Origin of the sequence: Aeromonas sp. MR19 (assembly GCF_963899305.1) — a bacterium.
GTDB classification, from domain to species: Bacteria; Pseudomonadota; Gammaproteobacteria; order Enterobacterales; family Aeromonadaceae; genus Aeromonas; species Aeromonas bestiarum.
This window is the reverse complement of the sequence record NZ_CAWQWZ010000011.1, coordinates 214,746-231,935: the sequence shown is the minus strand read 5'-3', so window position 1 is coordinate 231,935 and position 17,190 is coordinate 214,746. Positions and strand designations below refer to the sequence as shown.

14 protein-coding genes and 1 tRNA gene are annotated in these 17,190 nt (G+C 59.9%); 4 read left to right on the top strand and 11 right to left on the bottom strand.

Annotation, left to right across the window (positions count from 1 at the left end):
- Window positions 1–77: 77 nt before the first annotated feature.
- Both AACQ95_RS06785 and AACQ95_RS06780 read left to right on the top strand, forming a co-directional pair.
- Complete coding sequence (locus AACQ95_RS06785; RefSeq protein WP_241278148.1) at window positions 78–1,658, top strand: Na+/H+ antiporter NhaC family protein; 1,581 nt, start codon at window positions 78–80, stop codon at window positions 1,656–1,658.
- Window positions 1,659–1,744: 86 nt separating this feature from the next.
- The gene (locus tag AACQ95_RS06780; protein ID WP_043136617.1) at window positions 1,745–2,326 is read left to right on the top strand and encodes a thymidine kinase; all 582 of its coding nucleotides are present in this window, start codon (window positions 1,745–1,747) and stop codon (window positions 2,324–2,326) included.
- 54 nt (window positions 2,327–2,380) lie between these two features.
- Here the strand turns inward: AACQ95_RS06780 and AACQ95_RS06775 are convergent, their stop codons facing one another.
- Window positions 2,381–3,718 (bottom strand): flavohemoglobin expression-modulating QEGLA motif protein, encoded by a 1,338-nt coding sequence (locus AACQ95_RS06775; RefSeq protein ID WP_103472946.1) that lies wholly within the window; start codon window positions 3,716–3,718, stop codon window positions 2,381–2,383.
- Window positions 3,719–3,875: 157 nt separating this feature from the next.
- On the opposite strand from AACQ95_RS06775, the gene AACQ95_RS06770 reads away from it, so the two are divergent.
- Both AACQ95_RS06770 and AACQ95_RS06765 read left to right on the top strand, forming a co-directional pair.
- Complete coding sequence (locus AACQ95_RS06770; protein ID WP_084214039.1) at window positions 3,876–4,331, top strand: YbjN domain-containing protein; 456 nt, start codon at window positions 3,876–3,878, stop codon at window positions 4,329–4,331.
- Window positions 4,332–4,544: 213 nt separating this feature from the next.
- Window positions 4,545–4,632, top strand: a tRNA-Ser gene (locus AACQ95_RS06765).
- A gap of 368 nt (window positions 4,633–5,000) precedes the next feature.
- On the opposite strand, the gene alr is transcribed toward AACQ95_RS06765, so the two are convergent.
- From alr to AACQ95_RS06715, 10 genes are all read right to left on the bottom strand, one after another.
- Window positions 5,001–6,155, bottom strand: coding sequence for an alanine racemase (gene alr, locus AACQ95_RS06760; protein ID WP_241278147.1), 1,155 nt, complete (start codon window positions 6,153–6,155; stop codon window positions 5,001–5,003).
- A gap of 442 nt (window positions 6,156–6,597) precedes the next feature.
- A complete protein-coding gene (locus AACQ95_RS06755) occupies window positions 6,598–8,226 on the bottom strand; it encodes a methyl-accepting chemotaxis protein (RefSeq protein WP_241278146.1) in 1,629 nt (542 codons plus the stop codon).
- A gap of 122 nt (window positions 8,227–8,348) precedes the next feature.
- Entirely contained in the window at window positions 8,349–9,569 is a 1,221-nt protein-coding gene (locus AACQ95_RS06750; RefSeq protein WP_241278145.1) for an EAL domain-containing response regulator, read from the bottom strand.
- A gap of 2 nt (window positions 9,570–9,571) precedes the next feature.
- Window positions 9,572–10,648, bottom strand: a complete 1,077-nt coding sequence (locus AACQ95_RS06745) for a protein-glutamate methylesterase/protein-glutamine glutaminase (RefSeq protein WP_241278144.1) — start codon at window positions 10,646–10,648, stop codon at window positions 9,572–9,574.
- Complete coding sequence (locus AACQ95_RS06740; RefSeq protein WP_241278143.1) at window positions 10,645–11,508, bottom strand: CheR family methyltransferase; 864 nt, start codon at window positions 11,506–11,508, stop codon at window positions 10,645–10,647. The genes AACQ95_RS06745 and AACQ95_RS06740 overlap by 4 nt, the downstream gene beginning before the upstream one ends.
- Complete coding sequence (locus AACQ95_RS06735; RefSeq protein WP_098984283.1) at window positions 11,505–12,035, bottom strand: chemotaxis protein CheW; 531 nt, start codon at window positions 12,033–12,035, stop codon at window positions 11,505–11,507. The genes AACQ95_RS06740 and AACQ95_RS06735 overlap by 4 nt, the downstream gene beginning before the upstream one ends.
- Window positions 12,036–12,045: 10 nt before the next feature.
- A complete protein-coding gene (locus AACQ95_RS06730; RefSeq protein ID WP_241278142.1) occupies window positions 12,046–13,725 on the bottom strand; it encodes a methyl-accepting chemotaxis protein in 1,680 nt (559 codons plus the stop codon).
- Window positions 13,726–13,768: 43 nt separating this feature from the next.
- Window positions 13,769–15,907, bottom strand: coding sequence for a chemotaxis protein CheA (locus tag AACQ95_RS06725; protein WP_241278141.1), 2,139 nt, complete (start codon window positions 15,905–15,907; stop codon window positions 13,769–13,771).
- Window positions 15,894–16,214 (bottom strand): STAS domain-containing protein, encoded by a 321-nt coding sequence (locus AACQ95_RS06720; RefSeq protein WP_098984280.1) that lies wholly within the window; start codon window positions 16,212–16,214, stop codon window positions 15,894–15,896. Before AACQ95_RS06720 ends, AACQ95_RS06725 begins: the two co-directional genes overlap by 14 nt.
- A gap of 16 nt (window positions 16,215–16,230) precedes the next feature.
- Window positions 16,231–16,599 (bottom strand): response regulator, encoded by a 369-nt coding sequence (locus AACQ95_RS06715; RefSeq protein ID WP_098984279.1) that lies wholly within the window; start codon window positions 16,597–16,599, stop codon window positions 16,231–16,233.
- Window positions 16,600–17,190 lie beyond the last annotated feature (591 nt).

The following is a 17,190-nucleotide window of genomic DNA, read 5'->3' as shown; positions in this document are numbered from 1 at the left end:
GTATAACCTCCCCATGGGTTTTGTTTCTTTATCCTCTCGGTAGATCTCCACCTGCTGTCTTTAGGTGCAAAGAGATCATGGACATCGTTCATTACGCCGACTCCGGTTGGTCTGTCATTCCCCCTTTACTGGCCGTCGCTCTGGCGATCATCACCCGCCGCGTCCTGGTGTCGCTGGGGGTAGGTATTGTTGCCGGCAGCCTGCTGCTCAATCAGTTTTCCCCGCTCGATTCCCTGCATTACATGTTGAATACCGTGCTCAAGATCTTCTGGGTCGAGGGTGCACTCAACCGTGACAACGTCAACATGCTGCTGTTCATGCTGCTGCTGGGCGGCCTCATCAGCCTGATGAGCGTCTCCGGTGCGACCCGCGCCTTCGCCGAGTGGGCAGAGCGTCGTGCCAAGACCCGCAAGGGGGCCAAGGCGCTCACCGGCATGATGGTGTTTGCCTTCTTCATCGATGATTTCTTCCACAGCCTGTCGGTGGGGGCCATCTGCCGTCCGGTCACCGATCGCTTCCAGATCTCCCGTGCCAAGCTGGCCTATCTGCTGGACTCCACCGCGGCGCCCGTCTGCGTGTTGATGCCCATCTCCTCCTGGGGGGCCTACATCATCGCCCTGGTAGGTGGCATCATGGCGGCGCACGGTCTGACCGATCAGAGCCCCATCTCTGCCTTCGTCGAAATGATCCCGATGAACCTCTACGCCGTGTTCACCCTGATCATGGTGCTGGTGGTGATTGCATTCCAGCTCGACATCGGCTCCATGCGTCAGCATGAGCAATGGGCGCAGGAAGGCAAGCTGTGGGACGAGTCCAAGGGCCGCCCCATAGGTCTGGACATGGAGAGCCCGGAAGAGAGCAACGGCGGCATGATCGACATGGTGCTGCCGATCCTGACCCTGACCGCCGCCACCGTCTACTTCATGATCCACTCCGGTGCCGCCGTGCTGAGCGATAAGGGGCTGCCGTTCAGCGTGCTCGGCTCGTTCGAGAATACCAACGTCGGTTCTTCCCTGGTCTATGGCGCCCTGTGCAGTCTGGTGGTCTCCATCGGTCTGGCCATGCGCCTCAAGCTCGGCGCCAAGAACTGGATGAAGGCCGCCCCGCAAGGGATCATGGCCATGCTGCCTGCCATCAACATCTTGCTGTTCGCCTGGACCATAGGCGCCGTGGTGCGCGACGTGGAGACCGGCAAGTACCTGGCCTCCATGGCCAACGGCAACCTGCCGATCGAAGTGTTGCCGGCGGTGGTGTTCATCCTCTCCTGCGCCATGGCGTTTGCCACCGGCACCAGCTGGGGCACCTTTGGCATCATGCTGCCGCTGGCCGGCGACATGGCCGCCGCCAGCGACATCAGCCTGATGCTGCCCATGCTGGCCGCCGTGCTGGCAGGCTCGGTATTTGGCGACCACAGCTCGCCCATCTCGAGCACCAGTATACTGTCGGCCACGGGCGCAGGGTGCCATCACATCGATCACGTGATGACCCAGCTGCCCTATGCGCTGGCCATCGCCTTCGGTGCCGCGCTCGGTTACCTGGTCATGGGGTTGATGCATTCCGTACTGGCGGGCTTCACGGTCAGCGGGCTCTGGTTTGTGATCTTCTCCGGTTACCATCTGCGCAAGGCTCGGCTCCATCGAGAGCTGGCTATCGCATAAATAGAACAAGGGGCCCACGGGCCCCTTGGTTTTGGCAGGGGCTTTGGTTAGCATGCGCCCCATAAATTCAGTTTCGGAACAACACCATGGCTTCACTGCACTACAAATTTGCCACCATGAATTCAGGCAAATCCACCCAGCTCATTCAGGCCCACTTCAATTATCTGGAGCGGGGCATGCAGCCCCTGGCCATGACACCGGCCATCGATGACCGCTTCGGCGCGGGGGTGATCAGTGCCCGGGTGGGATTGGAGCTGAAGGTGGATGTGTTCAGTGACGGCTGCGATCTGTTCGAGATGGTGAAGGCGCGTCATGCCGAGAAGCGCATCGATGTGTTCATCGTCGACGAGGCCCAGTTTCTGACCCGCGAGCAGGTCTACCAGCTGGCGCGCATCGTCGATGAGCAGGATATTCCCGTGATGGCCTACGGTCTCAAGACCGACTTTCGCGGTGAACTGTTCCCCGGCTCCTACCATCTGCTCTGTCTCGCCGACAAGTTCGAAGAGCTGAAAAGCATCTGCTGGTGCGGCAACAAGGCGCACATGAATTCCCGGGTCAATGAAGCAGGCCAGGTGATGCGCGATGGCGAGCAGGTGGAGATAGGTGGCAACGATCGCTATGTGTCGCTGTGCCGCAAGCACTATCTGGAAGGACGGGCCTACAAGTGATCCGGCCGGGATAAGAGAGAAGGGCGCCAATCTGGCGCCCTTCTTGTTTGCGACTCAGTCGATCTCGATATCCACGGGGGCAATGATGGGATCGGCCACCGGCAGGCGATGGAACAGCTGGCGAAAATGTTGCTGAACCCGGCCTATGTCCACCAGCGACATGCCGGAGGCGAAGCCGAACCAGACGTAGAGCCCGGTGAGATCGCGAAACATGGGCGGCAGGTAGCGGGGGGCATCGATCAGCCCTTCCAGATAGTGCTGATAGAGCACGGGGATGTCGTCCAGGGTCACCTTGCCGACGAACAGCATGGGCAGGATCTCGGGGACCCCTTCCAGCACGGCGCTGCGGATGAAGTTGACCGTCTCCACGTAGCCGCGCACGTAGGAGAGATCCTTGGTAAAGCAGGCGCCGCCGCCCACCATGCCGCCACGAAACACCCGCTGGGTGATCTTGTAGGCATCGTGCTCGCTGGTGCCCTGCGCCACAAAATGCTGGAACACCTCGACAAAGTTGGCGCCTCGCTCCGCCATGTCGATGGCCATCACCCGATCCGAGATGCGCTTGGCCCGATCCGGAAAGGAGCTGAAGGTGAGCGTCTCGATCAGGACCGCCAGCCCCTCCTGACAGGCGGTGATGCGCGGCGAGCCGGCGCTGAGCCAGGTGGCGTAGGGCTGCTGGCGGCCGTTGAGGGTGGTGCCCACGTGCACCCAGCCCTCGTGGACCTCCAGCACCTGCAGATCCAGCTCGGAGAAGCGGGCGTGGGAGTTGAGTTTGATGTAATCGCCGCCGGCGGCGGCGTCCGAGACGATGCCATCGCTCAGTTTGACCTGTACAGTGCCGTCGCTGAAATAGCTCGACAGCTTGCCCTGCAGCTTGGCGACCGCCGCTTCCCCTTCAAACTCCTTGGGGTAGGGGCGCACCAGATGACGGGCACCGGGCAGGGAGAAGATGTCGCACAAGCGGGCTCCCAGCTCCTTGAGGGTCTTGCGATCCCCGCGCAGGTGATCGCTGGCCGAACCGTACAGCAGCTGGCTGTAGCGCAGGAAATCAGGCTGCCCGCGTTGGCGCAGCATCTCGATCACCACCATGTACTGATCGACCGTCTCTTGCAGGATCCGGCCCAGATCGTCCTGAGGGCCCAGTCGGCGCCGGATCCTGTCCCGCAACTCCTTGAGTTCAAGATACTTGTTGCGGGGATCGAAGCCGAGGGGCAGGGCATCGTAGAAGTGCTGATCGATGGCGGGCAGCGTTCGTCCCCCGTTGGCCAGAAAATCGGCCTGGAGGTGACGGGGCCACTTGATGGCATCCAGAATGCGAATGGGCTTTTGCAGGGCCAGCAGTTCATCCGACAGGGATTTCAGATGCAGGCGGTACTTTTCTTGGATGGTCATCAGGCCTTCTGTGGGGTGAAGGTGGGGCGAGAATGGCTGAGTATATGCATAGTGTTTGCCAAAAAGAAGCTGGCTCCCTGCTTATCCGGCCACTGCACTTTTGGTTGCCGGAAAATTGGTTTAGACTGCGCCCCTTGATCCTTATCGTGTCGTGGAAATGATGAATATCCCCAGCTCTGAAATGATAATGCGTTGGTTGCAGCAGGCTCGTATCGAGCATTATGTCTGCGATCAGTGTCATGGCATCCACATTGTCTCCCTGCAGTCCGTCGACGGCATCCAGGAGAGCCGGATCTTTGTCGAAGAGGAAGGGCTGCTGTTTTCATCCGAGCTGGAAGTGCGTCCCTCCTCGCTGTTGCCGCTGATGGCCGAACTGGGTCGCCTCAACATGCAGTACCCGTCGCTCAAGGTGTTCCTCGACATTATCGATGACAACCTGCCGCGCCTCATCGTGGGCCACACCGTGTTCACCAAGGCGGGTCTCTCAGTGGAACAGTTCCTGCTGTTCGTCGAAAGTACCACGGCCGCGACCCATGAAGTGGTGTCCGAATGCGAGCGCCTTGGCTTCCTGAACCTGCCCGAGATCCTGGTCGCGCCGGAATGCGTGCACTGATTTGTGCGTTAAATGTGCGAACGATTCGTCAGGCAAAAAAAGCCGTTGACGCCGGCGGGGCTTTCCCCTAAATTACGCCCCGTTCCAGCGCAACAGCGCCGTGAACACAGTGTTGGCTGAACACGTTAAACAACAGACCAAAATTTGGTGATGTGCCCAAATGGCTGCCAGCCGATGATATCGGCAAGCAACGGCACATGACTAAAACAAATTGGTGAGGTGTCCGAGTGGCTGAAGGAGCACGCCTGGAAAGTGTGTATACGGCAACGTATCGAGGGTTCGAATCCCTCCCTCACCGCCAAATAAAACAAAAGGGCCTGTCGAAAGACAGGCCCTTTTGTTTTTCAGTGCTTGCTGGTACAACCCGTATCCTGGCTCGGCAAGCGGACAGGCCCAGCGATGCTGGGCCGCCGAAGCTGACGGAGGGGCTGCAACTCATGATGCCCGGCGCCTTGATCACGCAGACGCTGGTCGGGTTTGATATCGACTAGCCAGGACAAGATTCTGGGGTCTGCGTCGAGCAACTCGCCCAGGGTCGGAGCGGCTGGCCAGTGTGAGTCCGCCTCAGCCACCAGAGGCTCAGTCACACTCGGCGCAGTCCGGCTGCGCCGGGTGTTTTTAGATGCCGCCATGCCTCATCTCTCCCGAGTTGAGATGGGGGCGCCTGTGCTAGGCCATGACTCGCCGGGCGTGGCCTGCATATGAGGGCATATCGGCGTCAGCCAGCGATTGCGCATTGGCGCAGGGCTGGGCAAGCGTGACGAACACCCGGGAGGTGAGGCGGGTCAGCAGTTCATAGGGGATAGTCCCTATCTTCTCCGCCACCTGTTCCACCGGCAGACCCTCTCCCCACAGGATCACCTCATCCCCGCACTGGTCGCTGGCGTGTAGCCCGAGATCGACCGTGATCATGTCCATGGAGACCCGGCCGACGATGGGCACCCGGCGACCATTGACCAGCATGGGCGTCCCCTCGGGAGCCATGCGCGGGTAGCCGTCGCCATAGCCGACCGCGACCACCCCCAGGGTGGTGTCGCGCTGGGCCACCCAATGGGCGCCATATCCTACCGATTCTCCCCGCTTGCACTCTCTGATGGCGATGAGCTGGCTCTTGAGGGTCATGACGGGGCGCAGCCCATGATCGGTGGCCAGCTGACCCCCGAAGGGGGAGGCGCCATAGAGCATGATGCCAGGTCTTATCCAGTCGCTGCGTGAACCCGGCCAGGCCAGGATCCCCGCCGAGTTGGCCATGGCCCGCTCGCCCGGCAGGTGGGCGGTGAGCTGGTTGAACGCCTCGATCTGTTGCTGGGTGGCTTGGTTCTCCTGCTCGTCGGACTGGCCGAAATGGGTCATCAGATGGAAGGGTTGTACCACGCTCCTGCAATGGCTCAGTCGTTCGATGAAGGCGGGCAGATCCTGCGCTCTCACCCCCAGCCGGTTCATCCCGGTATCGAGCTTGAGCCAGACCTTGATGGGGGCCGGCAATTCAGCCTGCTCGAGCAGTGCCAGCTGATCCCAGGTGTGCAGTGTGGTCTGTAGATTGTGCTCCGCCAGCAGCGGCAGCGCCTCGGCCGAGAAGAAGCCGCCCAGCACCAGAATGGGTTTGGTGATGGCATTGGCACGCAGTACCAGCGCCTCTTCGAGTCGCGCCACCGCATAGGCATCCGCCTGGACCAGGGTGTTGGCGACCTGCAGCAGGCCATGACCATAGGCGTTGGCCTTGAGGACCGCGATGATCTTGCTGTGGGGGGCGTGACGCCGCACGACGGCAAAATTGTGATGGAGCGCATCGACATCGATGCTGGCCGTAACTGTGTTCATCATGGGATCGGGTGTCTGCTCGATGAGGGTCTGGGTTGGCTGTTCGTCTCAATCTTGACCCGCTGGCTTGGGCGCCCTGTGTCGGGTCGCCGGAGCACGCAGCGGATGTTTATTTATATGCTTCAAAATGTACGATTATGTTATCAGTTGTTTTTTGTTTGGTAAATTACGTGGCGAATGGGAGCGCATGAATGACCTGAATACGGGATATTCCTCTGTATAAATGTGCTTCCCAACGCTTTGTCTTGCTCCCTATCACGCGATATTTATCACTGGTTATGACCCGCCAAAAGGCAGGGGTTAATGTGGGTTTTTCAGTGAGTTGGCGGCAGGAGCCGGCTCGGGTTGATGGGGTTTGACACGGATTGGGGGCCGAGACCGGCCGGATGAAGGTGTGGGGGAGGGGAAAAGCAGGGCTGCCGGGATGGCAGCCCTTGTTGGCCTGTTACACCTTGAAGAAACCTATGCCCTGGTTGAGCTGGTGGATGATGTCGGTCAGCTGGGAGGCATCGTGGTTGACGCTCTCGGCGGCGGATACGTTCTCCAGCGACATCTGGGTGATCTCCTCGACCGACTGGGCGATCAGCTGGCTGGCGGCGGCCTGCTCATGGAGCATGGAGCTGATCTCCTGGATGAGGCCCACCACCTTGCGGGAACTCTGATCCACCTGGGCCATGGTATCGCTGGAGCTGTCGGTGGTTTCTCGCACCCTGCTCATGCTGTCGGCACAGGCATTCATTCCCTTGACCGCGCCTGTGGCCCCCTGCTGGATCGACTTGAGCATCTCGTTTATCTCTTGCGTCGCCTGGGTCGTCCGCGCCGCCAGGGTGCGCACCTCGTCGGCCACCACGGCAAAGCCACGGCCCATGTCACCGGCCCGTGCGGCCTCGATGGCGGCGTTGAGTGCCAGCAGGTTGGTCTGATCCGCCACTCCCTGGATCATCACCGAGATCTGGCTGATGCGGGTGATGTCATCGAACAGCCCCTGCACCTGTTTGGCCGAGTCGTTGACGGCCGTGGTGACCTTGAGCACCTCTTGCGAGGCGTGCTTGACCTGCTCTTCGCCCGAATGGGCAATCTCCCCCGACTGCATCACCACGCTGTTGGCCTGGTTCGCGAAGGAGGAGAGCTGGGAGACCGAGGTGGTCAGCTCTTCGACCGATGCGGCTGTGTTGGCGGTCGCCAGCGACTGTTGCTGGGAGCTGGTATTGACCTGCTGGGCGGCGGCGACCAGCTGGGAGGAGCTGGCGGTCAACCCTTCGGCGGCGCGCTGCATGGTCGAGACGATGTCGCGCAGGCTGTGGCGAGTGCTGCTCATGGCTTGCTGCATCTGGGTCAGCTCGTCGTTGCCTTCCGCACTGTCCTGCGCCGTGAGATGCCCTTGCGCCAGCTGCTTCAGCTCGCTCATGATGGCGAGCAAGGGCAGATTGATGCTGCTGAGCAGCCAGCCCAGCAACAGGGAGAGCATGACGGATCCGGCGAGTATGGTGTAGGTGGCGGTGGTGATATCGGTGACGATCACGTCGCTGTCATCATAAGCCTTCTTGCCGAGCCCCTGATTGATGTCCACCAGCTTGCTGAGCAGGTCGTCGACCACCTGGAAGCTGGCGGCGGCTTCCCCCTTCATCAGCTTGATGGCGGTGTCGTTGTCATTGGCTGCGCTTGCCGTCATGGTTTTTTTCGCCGCTTCCTTGTAAATCGGCCAGGCTCTGTCCACCTCCGTCAACACGGATTTTTCCTGATCGGAGGTTTGGGTTGCCCGGTATTTATTCAGCAGGGCATTCATCTTCTGTTCGTAGCCATCCATCTGGCTGGCGATCTTGTCCATCCCCGCAGGAGTGGGCTCGATGACATAGTCAAACAGCGAACGGTTATGGTAGATGGCCTGCATATTGGCGTTGGAGACATCTGTGATGGGGGTCAGAATGTTGAGATACATGTCATTGAGCATGTCGTTGACGGTGGCGGTATTCTGTTTGCCGTAGAGCCCCACCCCGATCAGGATGAGGTTCAGCAACAGAAAAGAGACCATTAGTCGCGTCTTGATGGAGATCTGACGAAGTAGGTTGTTCATGGTAGCCTCATGCTTGTTTTATTTGCGTTCCCTGCAGCGAGATTACGACTGCTCTCTTGTCATCCCACCCCTGGCCGGGTGAGCACCACAATATCGTTTCTGCATCCTCGTTATTTCACCCTTCATGTCACCCTGGCTTGCCATTCGGCAAACCAGGACGCTATCTGTGCCACAGGCAAGGGACGACTGACGTAATAGCCCTGGGCCAGTTCACAGCCCAGCAGGGCCAGTTGCCGCCAGTCCTCTTCGCTCTCAACCCCTTCGGCCACCGTCTTGAGCCCGAGCTTCTGGCTCATGACGATGGCTGAGGTCAATATAGCCAGCTTCTTCGGGCTGCTATGGGCGTCGTGGACAAATTCTTTATCTATCTTGATCTCGGTGAAGGGGCAGCGGGATAACTGCTTCATGGAGGAGTAGCCGGTGCCATAATCATCCATTGCGACGCCAAACCCCCTGAGCCGCAAACGGGCCAGGGTGCCCAATGACATGGAGAGATTGGACATGAAGGTGGTTTCGGTGACTTCAATAATGATGGCGTTGCAGGGCAGTTGATGCTCCTGCACGACGGCAATCATGTTCTTGACCAATTTATCCGTGAGCAGCAGGCTCACCGGCAAATTGATCGAGCAGCTGATGGGGCCAGGCAGGCTGGCCAGTGTCGTGAGCGCCTCACAGGTGGCGTGCAGGAAGTGATAAAAGAAATCCAGCGCCAATTGCCCCTCTTCCAGATGGTGGACGAAACAGACGGGCGGGATCACGCCGTGTTCGGGATGGAGCCAGCGCACCAGGGCCTCAAAGCCATAGAGGCGCGAATCCGCCATCGTGATCTTGGGTTGCAGAAAGGGCACCAGTTGCCGGTTGTCCAGCGCCTGTTGCACATCGTCGGCGGTGAAGGCGAGCTGCATCCACTTCTTGTTCTCCCTGTGCACCAGGGGATCGCAATGCTGCAGCATGTTGCGCAGGTCACTCTGCCTGAGCGGCTTTGACAGCACACCTATCACCTCCAGGGTACCCGCATCGGCAATGGCGTGGATCACGTCCAGCACATCCCGCTCCACCCCGCTCATCACGGCCACAAACATCCGGTAGCGGGTATTTTTCTCCAGGTTGCTGATGAGCTCCACCCCGTCCATGCCCGGCATGTTGAGGTCGGTCAGCAGCAGATCGATGCGCTCGTCTATGCGCTCCAGCTGCTGCAACTTGTCCAGTGCATCCTGACCATCCTGAGCCACATGAACGTGGCCAAACCCCAGCTCCTGCAACAGGCAGGTCACCTCATACTGCTGGGTGCGGGAGTCATCCACCACCATGGCACTGCGTCCTTGCCATTTTTCCAACGACATAATTACACGCCTCGCTGATCCGGACGGCTGAGCGTCTGGGTGATGTGGGTGAGTGACATGACTTCGTCCACGCCGCCATGGGCTATGGCCTCCTTGGGCATGCCAAACACCACGCAACTGCCTTCATCCTGCGCTATGGTGCGGGCCCCTGTGTCGTGCAGCTCTTTCATGCCCCGGGCACCGTCGTCCCCCATGCCGGTCATGATGATGCCGAGCGCATTGCTGCCCGCGCTCACGGCCACCGAGCGAAACAGCACGTCCACCGACGGGCAGTGGCGGGAGACTGGCGGGCCCTCTTTTACCTCGGCCAGATACTGGGTGCCGCTGCGCTGGATCAGCAGGTGCTTGCCGCCCGGGGCTATGATGGCGACGCCCGGCAGCAGGCGATCGCCGGTGGTGGCTTCCTTGACCTCCAGCTGGGAGAGGCTGTTGAGCCGCTCGGCGAAGGAGGCGGTAAAGCGGGCCGGCATGTGCTGCACTATGGCCAGCCCAGGGCAGCTGGCCGGCAGGCGGGAGAGCAGGTACTCCAGTGCCTGGGTGCCGCCGGTGGAGGTGCCTAGCGCGATGATCTTCTCCGTGGTGCGAAACGAGATCCGCTCGGCCGGGGGGGAGAGCATCTCATCGGCATTGCGGCGCGGGACGACCGCAATCTGATTGGTCGCGGGCAGCAGATTGCGCAGCTTGGCGCTGACGGCAGCTCGTATCTCCTGGATGAAGTCGTTGGTCGACTGCTGCAGGAAGCTCTTGATGCCCACGCTGGGCTTGGTGACGATGGAGATGGCCCCCGCCGAGAGGGCCTCCAGGGTGATCATGGCGCCCTCCTCGGTAAGGGAGGAGCAGATGATGACGGGGGTCGGGCGCTCGGCCATGATCTTCTTGAGGAAGGTCAGCCCGTCCATGCGCGGCATCTCTATGTCGAGGATGATGACATCGGGCCAGCACTTCTTCATCTGCTGCATGGCGAAGATGGGGTCGAAGGCGGCGCCAATGACCTCTATGTCCGCAGCCTTGCTCAGCATCTGGGTCAGCACTTCCCGCACCAGGGCCGAGTCGTCGACGATCAATACCCGTATTGTCATGGCGCATCCTTTGCTGGCAGATGGTGATAGCGGGAAGGGGCCTCCTGCATCAGGGGAAGATCCTGTTGGCGAATGACCTCTGAGTGCCCGACCAGCAGATAGCCACCGGGTCTCAGCAATTGGCAGAGCTGGGTCAGGACGCGGGCCTTGGTGGTGTCGTTGAAGTAGATGAGGACATTTCTGAGCAAAATCACATCGAAATTGCGCTCCTGATACTCGCCGCACGACAGCAGGTTGAGGTTGGCGAAGGCGACTTTTCTGGCGAGCGCCGGCTTGACCCGGATCTTGCCCGCGTATTCGTCGTGACCGCGCTGAAAGTAGCGCAACCACAGATGGGGTGGCACATGCCGGGCCCGCTCGACCGAATAGATGGCGCGCCGGGCAAAGGGAATGACGCGGGTATTGATGTCGGTGCCATGAATGCTCCAGCGTTCGTTGATGCCGAGCTGCTCGGCCAGCACCATGGCGGCGGAGTAAGCCTCCTCGCCGGTGGAGCAGGCCGCTGACCAGACGCGAAGCGGCTGGCTGCGACTGGCGAGCAGCTGCTCGGCATGGTGTTTCAGCCAGCTGAAGTGCTGGGCCTCGCGAAAGAAATAGGTCTCGTTGGTCGACAGAAGATTGATGGCGAGCTGGCGTTCCTGGGGATCGAGGGGCTGGTTTATCCGCTCCCAATAGGCTTGATAGCTGGTGAGCTGCAACGCCCGCAGCCGCTTGGCGAGTCTGGATTGCACCAGCGCTCGCTTGCAGGGGGCGAGATCTATGCCCGCCGTGTTGAGGATGAAGCGTCGAAACAGATCAAATTCGCTCTGACTGAGGGTCGGGACCAGCTCTGGCGTGAACAGCGGCGCCGCCATGTTCATCCGCCTTGCTCTTGCGAGAACAGCTGGCCGGTGGCGGCCTCGGCCATGGCGCTCAGCTCTGTGATGGAGAGTGCCTTGTGCATGTCGAGCAGGATGGCGAACCGCTGATCTATGGTGACCACCCCCTGAATGAAGTCGCCCCGGATGTGGGTGCCGAAGGTCGGGGCCGGTTCTATGGTATCGGTTCGGATCTCCAGCACCTCGCACACCGCATCCAGCAGCATGCCGATCTCCTGCTCCTCCCCATTGCTGTTGGGCAGGGAGAGGATCGCGACGCAGGTGGTGGGCAGCAGCGGAGTCTGATCTCTGCCAAAGCGGATGGAGAGATCGATCACCGGTACCACGGCGCCGCGCAGGTTGATGATGCCCCGCACGAAGCGCGGCATCATGGGGACCGGGGTCATGCCTTCGAACTCGATGATTTCACGGATGCAGCCTATGTCGACCCCATACAGCTCCCCCCCCAGCATGAAGGTGACGCAGTGAAAATGGGAAGCCGTGGCAGCAGGAGCAAAGGTATCTCTCATCTGCCTGCTCCTAATAGTTGGTGAACTTGCCATCATCTATCTCTCGCTCCAGATCCTCTTCGTGGAAGGGCTGTTGACGGGCAGATCCCTTCTTTGGCTTGATGCGTCTGGCGGCGGAGTAGGTGGCACTGTGCAAGGGATGGGGTTGGCGGTTGTTGCCCCCCCTGAGCGTGAACTGCTGCATCAGCTCCTGCAGTTGCAGGGCGGTGGAGCTGAGCTCTTCCGAGGTGGAACTGAGCTCTTCCGCCGAGGCGGCCGAGGCCTGCATGCCATCGCTTATCTGGGTCACGGCTATGTTGATCTGGGAGACGCTGGCCCGCTGCTCGCGGGAGGCAGAGGCTATCTCCTGCACCAGGGTGGCGGTCTGATCGATGCCGGGCAGCATCTCGCGCAGCAACGAACCCGCCTGCTCGGCCACGCTGACGGAGCGACCCGCCAGCTCGCCTATCTCCTTGGCGGCAGTTTGTGACCGCTCCGCCAGCTTTCTCACCTCGGCGGCGACGGTGGCAAAGCCCTTGCCGTGTTCACCGGCCCTGGCCGCCTCGATGGCGGCATTGATGGCCAGCAGATCCGTCTTGTTGGCGATGTCATTGATGACTGTGATGCGCGAGGCTATCTCCTTCATGGCGTGGACCATCTCGCCAACCGCCTTGCCACTGTCGGTGGCGCTGCTGGCGGCCTTGGTGGAGATGTTCTCGGTCACCCTGGCGTTGTCGGCATTCTGGCTCACTGTCGCCGTCATCTCCTCGACAGAGGCGCTGGTCTGCTCTACGCTGGAGGCAAGCTCGGACGACGTCTGGGAGAGGGCATTGGCGGTGGCGGCCACCTGCTCGGAGGCCGAGCCTATCGCCTCCGACATGGCACCCACCTCGTTGAGGGTATCGGAGAGGCGGTGGGCCATGCTCTTGATAGCGTAAAGCAGGCTGCTGGTGTCGTCGGCTCTGAGCAGCACAGGGGTGGAGAGATCGCCGTCGGCGACGCGGGCTACCACCTGCACCGTATAGGAAGGATCTCCTCCCAGCTGGCGCAATATGCTGCGGGTCACCAGCAGGGACAGAATGAAGCAGATAAAAAAGGCGCTGCAGGCGATGGCGACCAGGATCTGCAGATTGTCCCCATAAACGATTTTGCTGTCGGCTAATGACTGAGTGGCGAGTTTGTCATTCAGGTTGACCAGGTCGGTGAGAAGATCGTCAGCAACATTGAACGCCGGTCGTCCCTGTTCGGCCAGCATGATGGCGGCTTTCTGGTTATTGAGATTATCCCCCGTATCGGATTGCACAGTCCGTATGATGCTGTCGGCTATGGGTTTGTAAATTGCCCATGCCTGGTCAAAGCGAGCCAACATATCTATTTCTGGCTGGGTGAGGTAGGTTTTGCGATAATTTTCAATTAACTCATTCATTTTCTTCTCATAACGAAACATGTTGTTTTCGTTTACTTTTCTGGTCTCCACATTGTTCTCGAGCACATAGCGATAGAGGGCCCGACTCATGTATATGGCCTGTATGTTGGCGTTGGCCAGATCCTTGATGGGGACGAGCTGATTGGCGTGCATGTTCTCGACCAGTTTTGCCATCTCCTTGGTGGAGGAGTAGCTGGTGAGCGTCAGCACGCCCAGCAACAGCATGAGAATGGAAAACGAGAACACCAGCTTTGTTCTGACTTGCAAGTTGTGAAACCAGTCCATGGCTCTACTCCGTGAATCCTGTTAGTGACAGTATGGTCTGTGGTCAATGCCTGATGGTGTACAGGGCGTCGGCCTGCTGATGGAGCAAGTGTTGCTCCCGCCGCCACGCCAGCTGGATGAGTTGGGGTACGTCGAGGATCAGCGCCGGCTGGCCATTACCCAGAATGGTGGAGCCGCTGACGTAACGCAGGGATTTGAACAAGTCTCCCAGCGGCTTGATCACCGCCTGCACTTCCCCTATCAGGCGATCCACCACGATACCGGCGCGGTTGTCGGCGTAATCGACCATCACCACGAACTCGGGTTCGGTCGCCGCCGGCAGGGCAAAGAGTTCGCGCAGGGCGATGAAGGGAACCCACTCTCCGCGCACGTTGATCTGGCGACTCTGGCTGTGCAGGGCATCCGGCGGCAGGTCGATGCACTCGACCATCATGTCGAGGGGGATCACCAGGGAGGCGTGATCCACCTCAATCCGGAAGCCGTCTATGATGGCCAGGGTCAGGGGCAGCCTGAGCCGGAAGGTGGTGCCTGCACCCAGCCGACTCTCTATGGTGGTTTCACCGCGCAGAAAGTCCAGATTGCGCTTGACCACATCCAGCCCGACCCCGCGCCCCGAGAGATCGCTGACATCGGCGGCGGTCGAGAACCCCGGCAGGAACAGCAGCTGGAAGATCTCCTGCTCACCGAACACCTTGCCCTCCGGCACCATGCCCTGGGCGTGGGCCTTGGCGAGGATCTTGTCGCGATCTATGCCCCGGCCGTCATCGCTCACCTCCACCACAACGGCACCGGCGTCATGGTAGGCGTTCAGGGTGATCACCCCTTGCGCCGGCTTGCCGGCCGCCAGCCGCAGTGCCTGATCTTCGAGGCCGTGATCGGCGGCATTGCGCACCAGGTGCATCAGGGGATCGGTCAGTTTCTCGACCATGGATTTGTCTATGTCGGTGTCGGCGTTGCGGATCTGCAGCTGGATCTCCTTGCCCGTCTGCTGGGAGAGTTCGTGCACCAGTCGCGGGAAACGGTTGAAGATCTCGTTGATGGGCACCATGCGCAGGGTCAGGGCATCGTCACGTATCCCCTCCACCAGGGTGTTGACGGTGGCGACTGATTCGATGAGCTCCGCATCCCCCCTGAGTCTGGCCTGCAGTGTGGTGGCCGAGGTGGCGATCACCAGCTCGCCGACCCGGTTGATCAGGCGATCCAGCTTGGCCGCCTCGATCCGGATATAGTGCCCTTCGGCGCGCAGCTGCGGCTTGGCCTGAACCAGGGGGGCGGGGATGGGGGCCGGATCGGGCTCCGTTGGTGTCGGCGTCGTGGCGGCACTCGACAAGTCACCGCTCGCGATGCGGGCGGCTTCCGCTTCGGTCAGTGCCTGGGCGGCTATCCAGCGTTGCAGCTGGGCCGAGAGAGGTTCATCCCGCCATGCCGCCAGCCGTTGGCCCTGCTCGGCAAACAGCGCCAGATCCTGATGCGGCGTGAGCACGCTGATGAGGCTGGCGTGGGCGATAAAGTCGAAGGTGCCCAGGATCCGCTCTCTGGGCTCGGCACTGAGCAGGCCTATCTCGTAGCCGAGAAAACATTCTGTGGGATCGAGCAGTTGCAGTGGTGGCCACTCGTGCCAGACTGGCTGGATGAAGTGGATCCGTCCCAGATTGGCCAGGTAGCGGATGAAGGCAAGCAGGTCGAAGCCATCCTGATACAGTGCCGGATAGAAGCGCAAGGAGAGGTGCCAGGGGCGCAGATCCTGCGAGGCGACGGGGGTCGGCGAGGGCATGGCCAGCGGCTCGCTGGGCAGGGTCTGGTGACCCTGCAACTGGGAGAGCAGGGCCAGGATCTGCTGGGTCTCGGTCTGCTGCAGTTCGGGATTGTGTTCGGCGCCCTGCAACAGATCGCGCAGTTGATCGTTGCAGGCCAGCAACAGGTTGATCAGGTGTTCATCCAGCGCTATCTCGCCGCTGCGCAGCCGCTCCAGCATGTTTTCCATGGCATGGGCGAAGCGCACCAGCATGGTCAGCCCCAACATGCCCGCCGAACCCTTGATGGTGTGGGCGGTGCGAAACATCAGGTTGTAGGTGTCGGGGTGGGCCGGATAGCTCTCACGATCCAGCAGGGCATGTTCCAGGTTGTCGCATTGCTCATAGGCCTCTTCGAAAAAGAGGGCGCGGGCCTTATTGATGTCCATGAATCGCCCCCTCTGAGCCTACGTCTGCCCACAACCCCAGCTCGGTCAATACCTCGTGGGCGACACACTCATCGCTCGCCAGCAGCCGCAGCCGCTTGCTCTGCTGGCTTGCTTCCTGCTGCAAGATGGCGATGAGCTGGGCGCCACAGCCGTCGAGCACCTCCAGCGGGTTCAAGTCCAGGTTCAGGTCGGCAAAGTTGAGCAGGCCGAACAGATCGTCCTGCAGATCCCCCAGCGTCATTATGCTCAGTTCACCGCTCAGGGTGGCGGTGGGGGGCGTGTGCCGGGTATCGAGTTCCAGGCTCATGACAGTCGCTCCCGGATCATGGTTGCACCACCTTGTAGACATCATCGAGCAGCTTGAGCGGCTCGAACGGCTTGGTCAGCCAGACCCGGGCGCCGGCCTCGAATCCCTCTCGCTTGATCTGGTCGGAGTCTTCCGTGGTCAGCATGATGAAGGGGAGGTAGCGGGTCGTCTGCTGCGCCTTGACCCGTCTGAGCAGCGTCATGCCATCCATGCCGGGCATGTTGAGGTCTGAAATAATGAGGTGTACGCGTTGGTTGCCCAGCTGGATGAGGGCGGCCTCGCCATCTTCTGCTTCTATCACGTCAAAACCGGCGCTGCTGAGCGTCATGGTGATGGCCGCCCTGATCCCGACGGAATCATCCACCACCAGTATGGTCTTGCCCATAAGTCATCCTCTCGACGCTACATCAGGAGTGGGCCCCAGCGCAGGGGCGAGGCCAGCTCTGGGCCTCAGTGATAATTGTTGTTCAAGAGTCTGATGTTGGAGAGATTTTTTATATTGCAACCAGACCTGGGAGACACTTGGCACTGATTGTGCAACCTCATATGGGGGCTAGGGGTGGAAACGAGGGGAAGGCTCCTGGCCGTAGTGCGGTTTTGCCCAAATAAAAGGCAGTTGAATGAGCGCTGCCATGAGCACGATATTGACGGAGCGACAGCTGATAATAAATATCATTGGCAAGTCCATTCTTGTTGTTTACATATATTATCACAAATAATAAAGGTATATTTTATCGGCCTCTTTCTTTTCTGGCGATCACTCATGGCTGATAACATCAGTGGCCTGTAAAATAGTGTGACAACGCTTTCATTCTGATTATTTAACATCGCGAATTAACGAATGATTTTTATGTTGTTAATTCATAAATCCACAAAAATAACCCTTTATAGGTATTTTGTTGGTTCATTGGAGGTTTTGCTAACTATATGCTGCATATGGTTTTTTTAAATTAATGATGATGAGTTATATATCCGG

Bases quoted from the DNA above. Each gene is read 5' to 3' on its own strand.
- AACQ95_RS06730 (WP_241278142.1), bottom strand. From the start codon at position 13,725: ATGGACTGGTTTCACAACTTGCAAGTCAGAACAAAGCTGGTGTTCTCG.
- AACQ95_RS06745 (WP_241278144.1), bottom strand. From the start codon at position 10,648: ATGACAATACGGGTATTGATCGTCGACGACTCGGCCCTGGTGCGGGAA.
- AACQ95_RS06755 (WP_241278146.1), bottom strand. From the start codon at position 8,226: ATGAACAACCTACTTCGTCAGATCTCCATCAAGACGCGACTAATGGTC.
- AACQ95_RS06735 (WP_098984283.1), bottom strand. From the start codon at position 12,035: ATGAGAGATACCTTTGCTCCTGCTGCCACGGCTTCCCATTTTCACTGC.
- AACQ95_RS06775 (WP_103472946.1), bottom strand. From the start codon at position 3,718: ATGACCATCCAAGAAAAGTACCGCCTGCATCTGAAATCCCTGTCGGAT.
- AACQ95_RS06785 (WP_241278148.1), top strand. From the start codon at position 78: ATGGACATCGTTCATTACGCCGACTCCGGTTGGTCTGTCATTCCCCCT.
- AACQ95_RS06725 (WP_241278141.1), bottom strand. From the start codon at position 15,907: ATGGACATCAATAAGGCCCGCGCCCTCTTTTTCGAAGAGGCCTATGAG.
- AACQ95_RS06740 (WP_241278143.1), bottom strand. From the start codon at position 11,508: ATGAACATGGCGGCGCCGCTGTTCACGCCAGAGCTGGTCCCGACCCTC.
- AACQ95_RS06780 (WP_043136617.1), top strand. From the start codon at position 1,745: ATGGCTTCACTGCACTACAAATTTGCCACCATGAATTCAGGCAAATCC.
- AACQ95_RS06750 (WP_241278145.1), bottom strand. From the start codon at position 9,569: ATGTCGTTGGAAAAATGGCAAGGACGCAGTGCCATGGTGGTGGATGAC.
- alr (WP_241278147.1), bottom strand. From the start codon at position 6,155: ATGATGAACACAGTTACGGCCAGCATCGATGTCGATGCGCTCCATCAC.
- AACQ95_RS06715 (WP_098984279.1), bottom strand. From the start codon at position 16,599: ATGGGCAAGACCATACTGGTGGTGGATGATTCCGTCGGGATCAGGGCG.
- AACQ95_RS06720 (WP_098984280.1), bottom strand. From the start codon at position 16,214: ATGAGCCTGGAACTCGATACCCGGCACACGCCCCCCACCGCCACCCTG.
- AACQ95_RS06770 (WP_084214039.1), top strand. From the start codon at position 3,876: ATGATGAATATCCCCAGCTCTGAAATGATAATGCGTTGGTTGCAGCAG.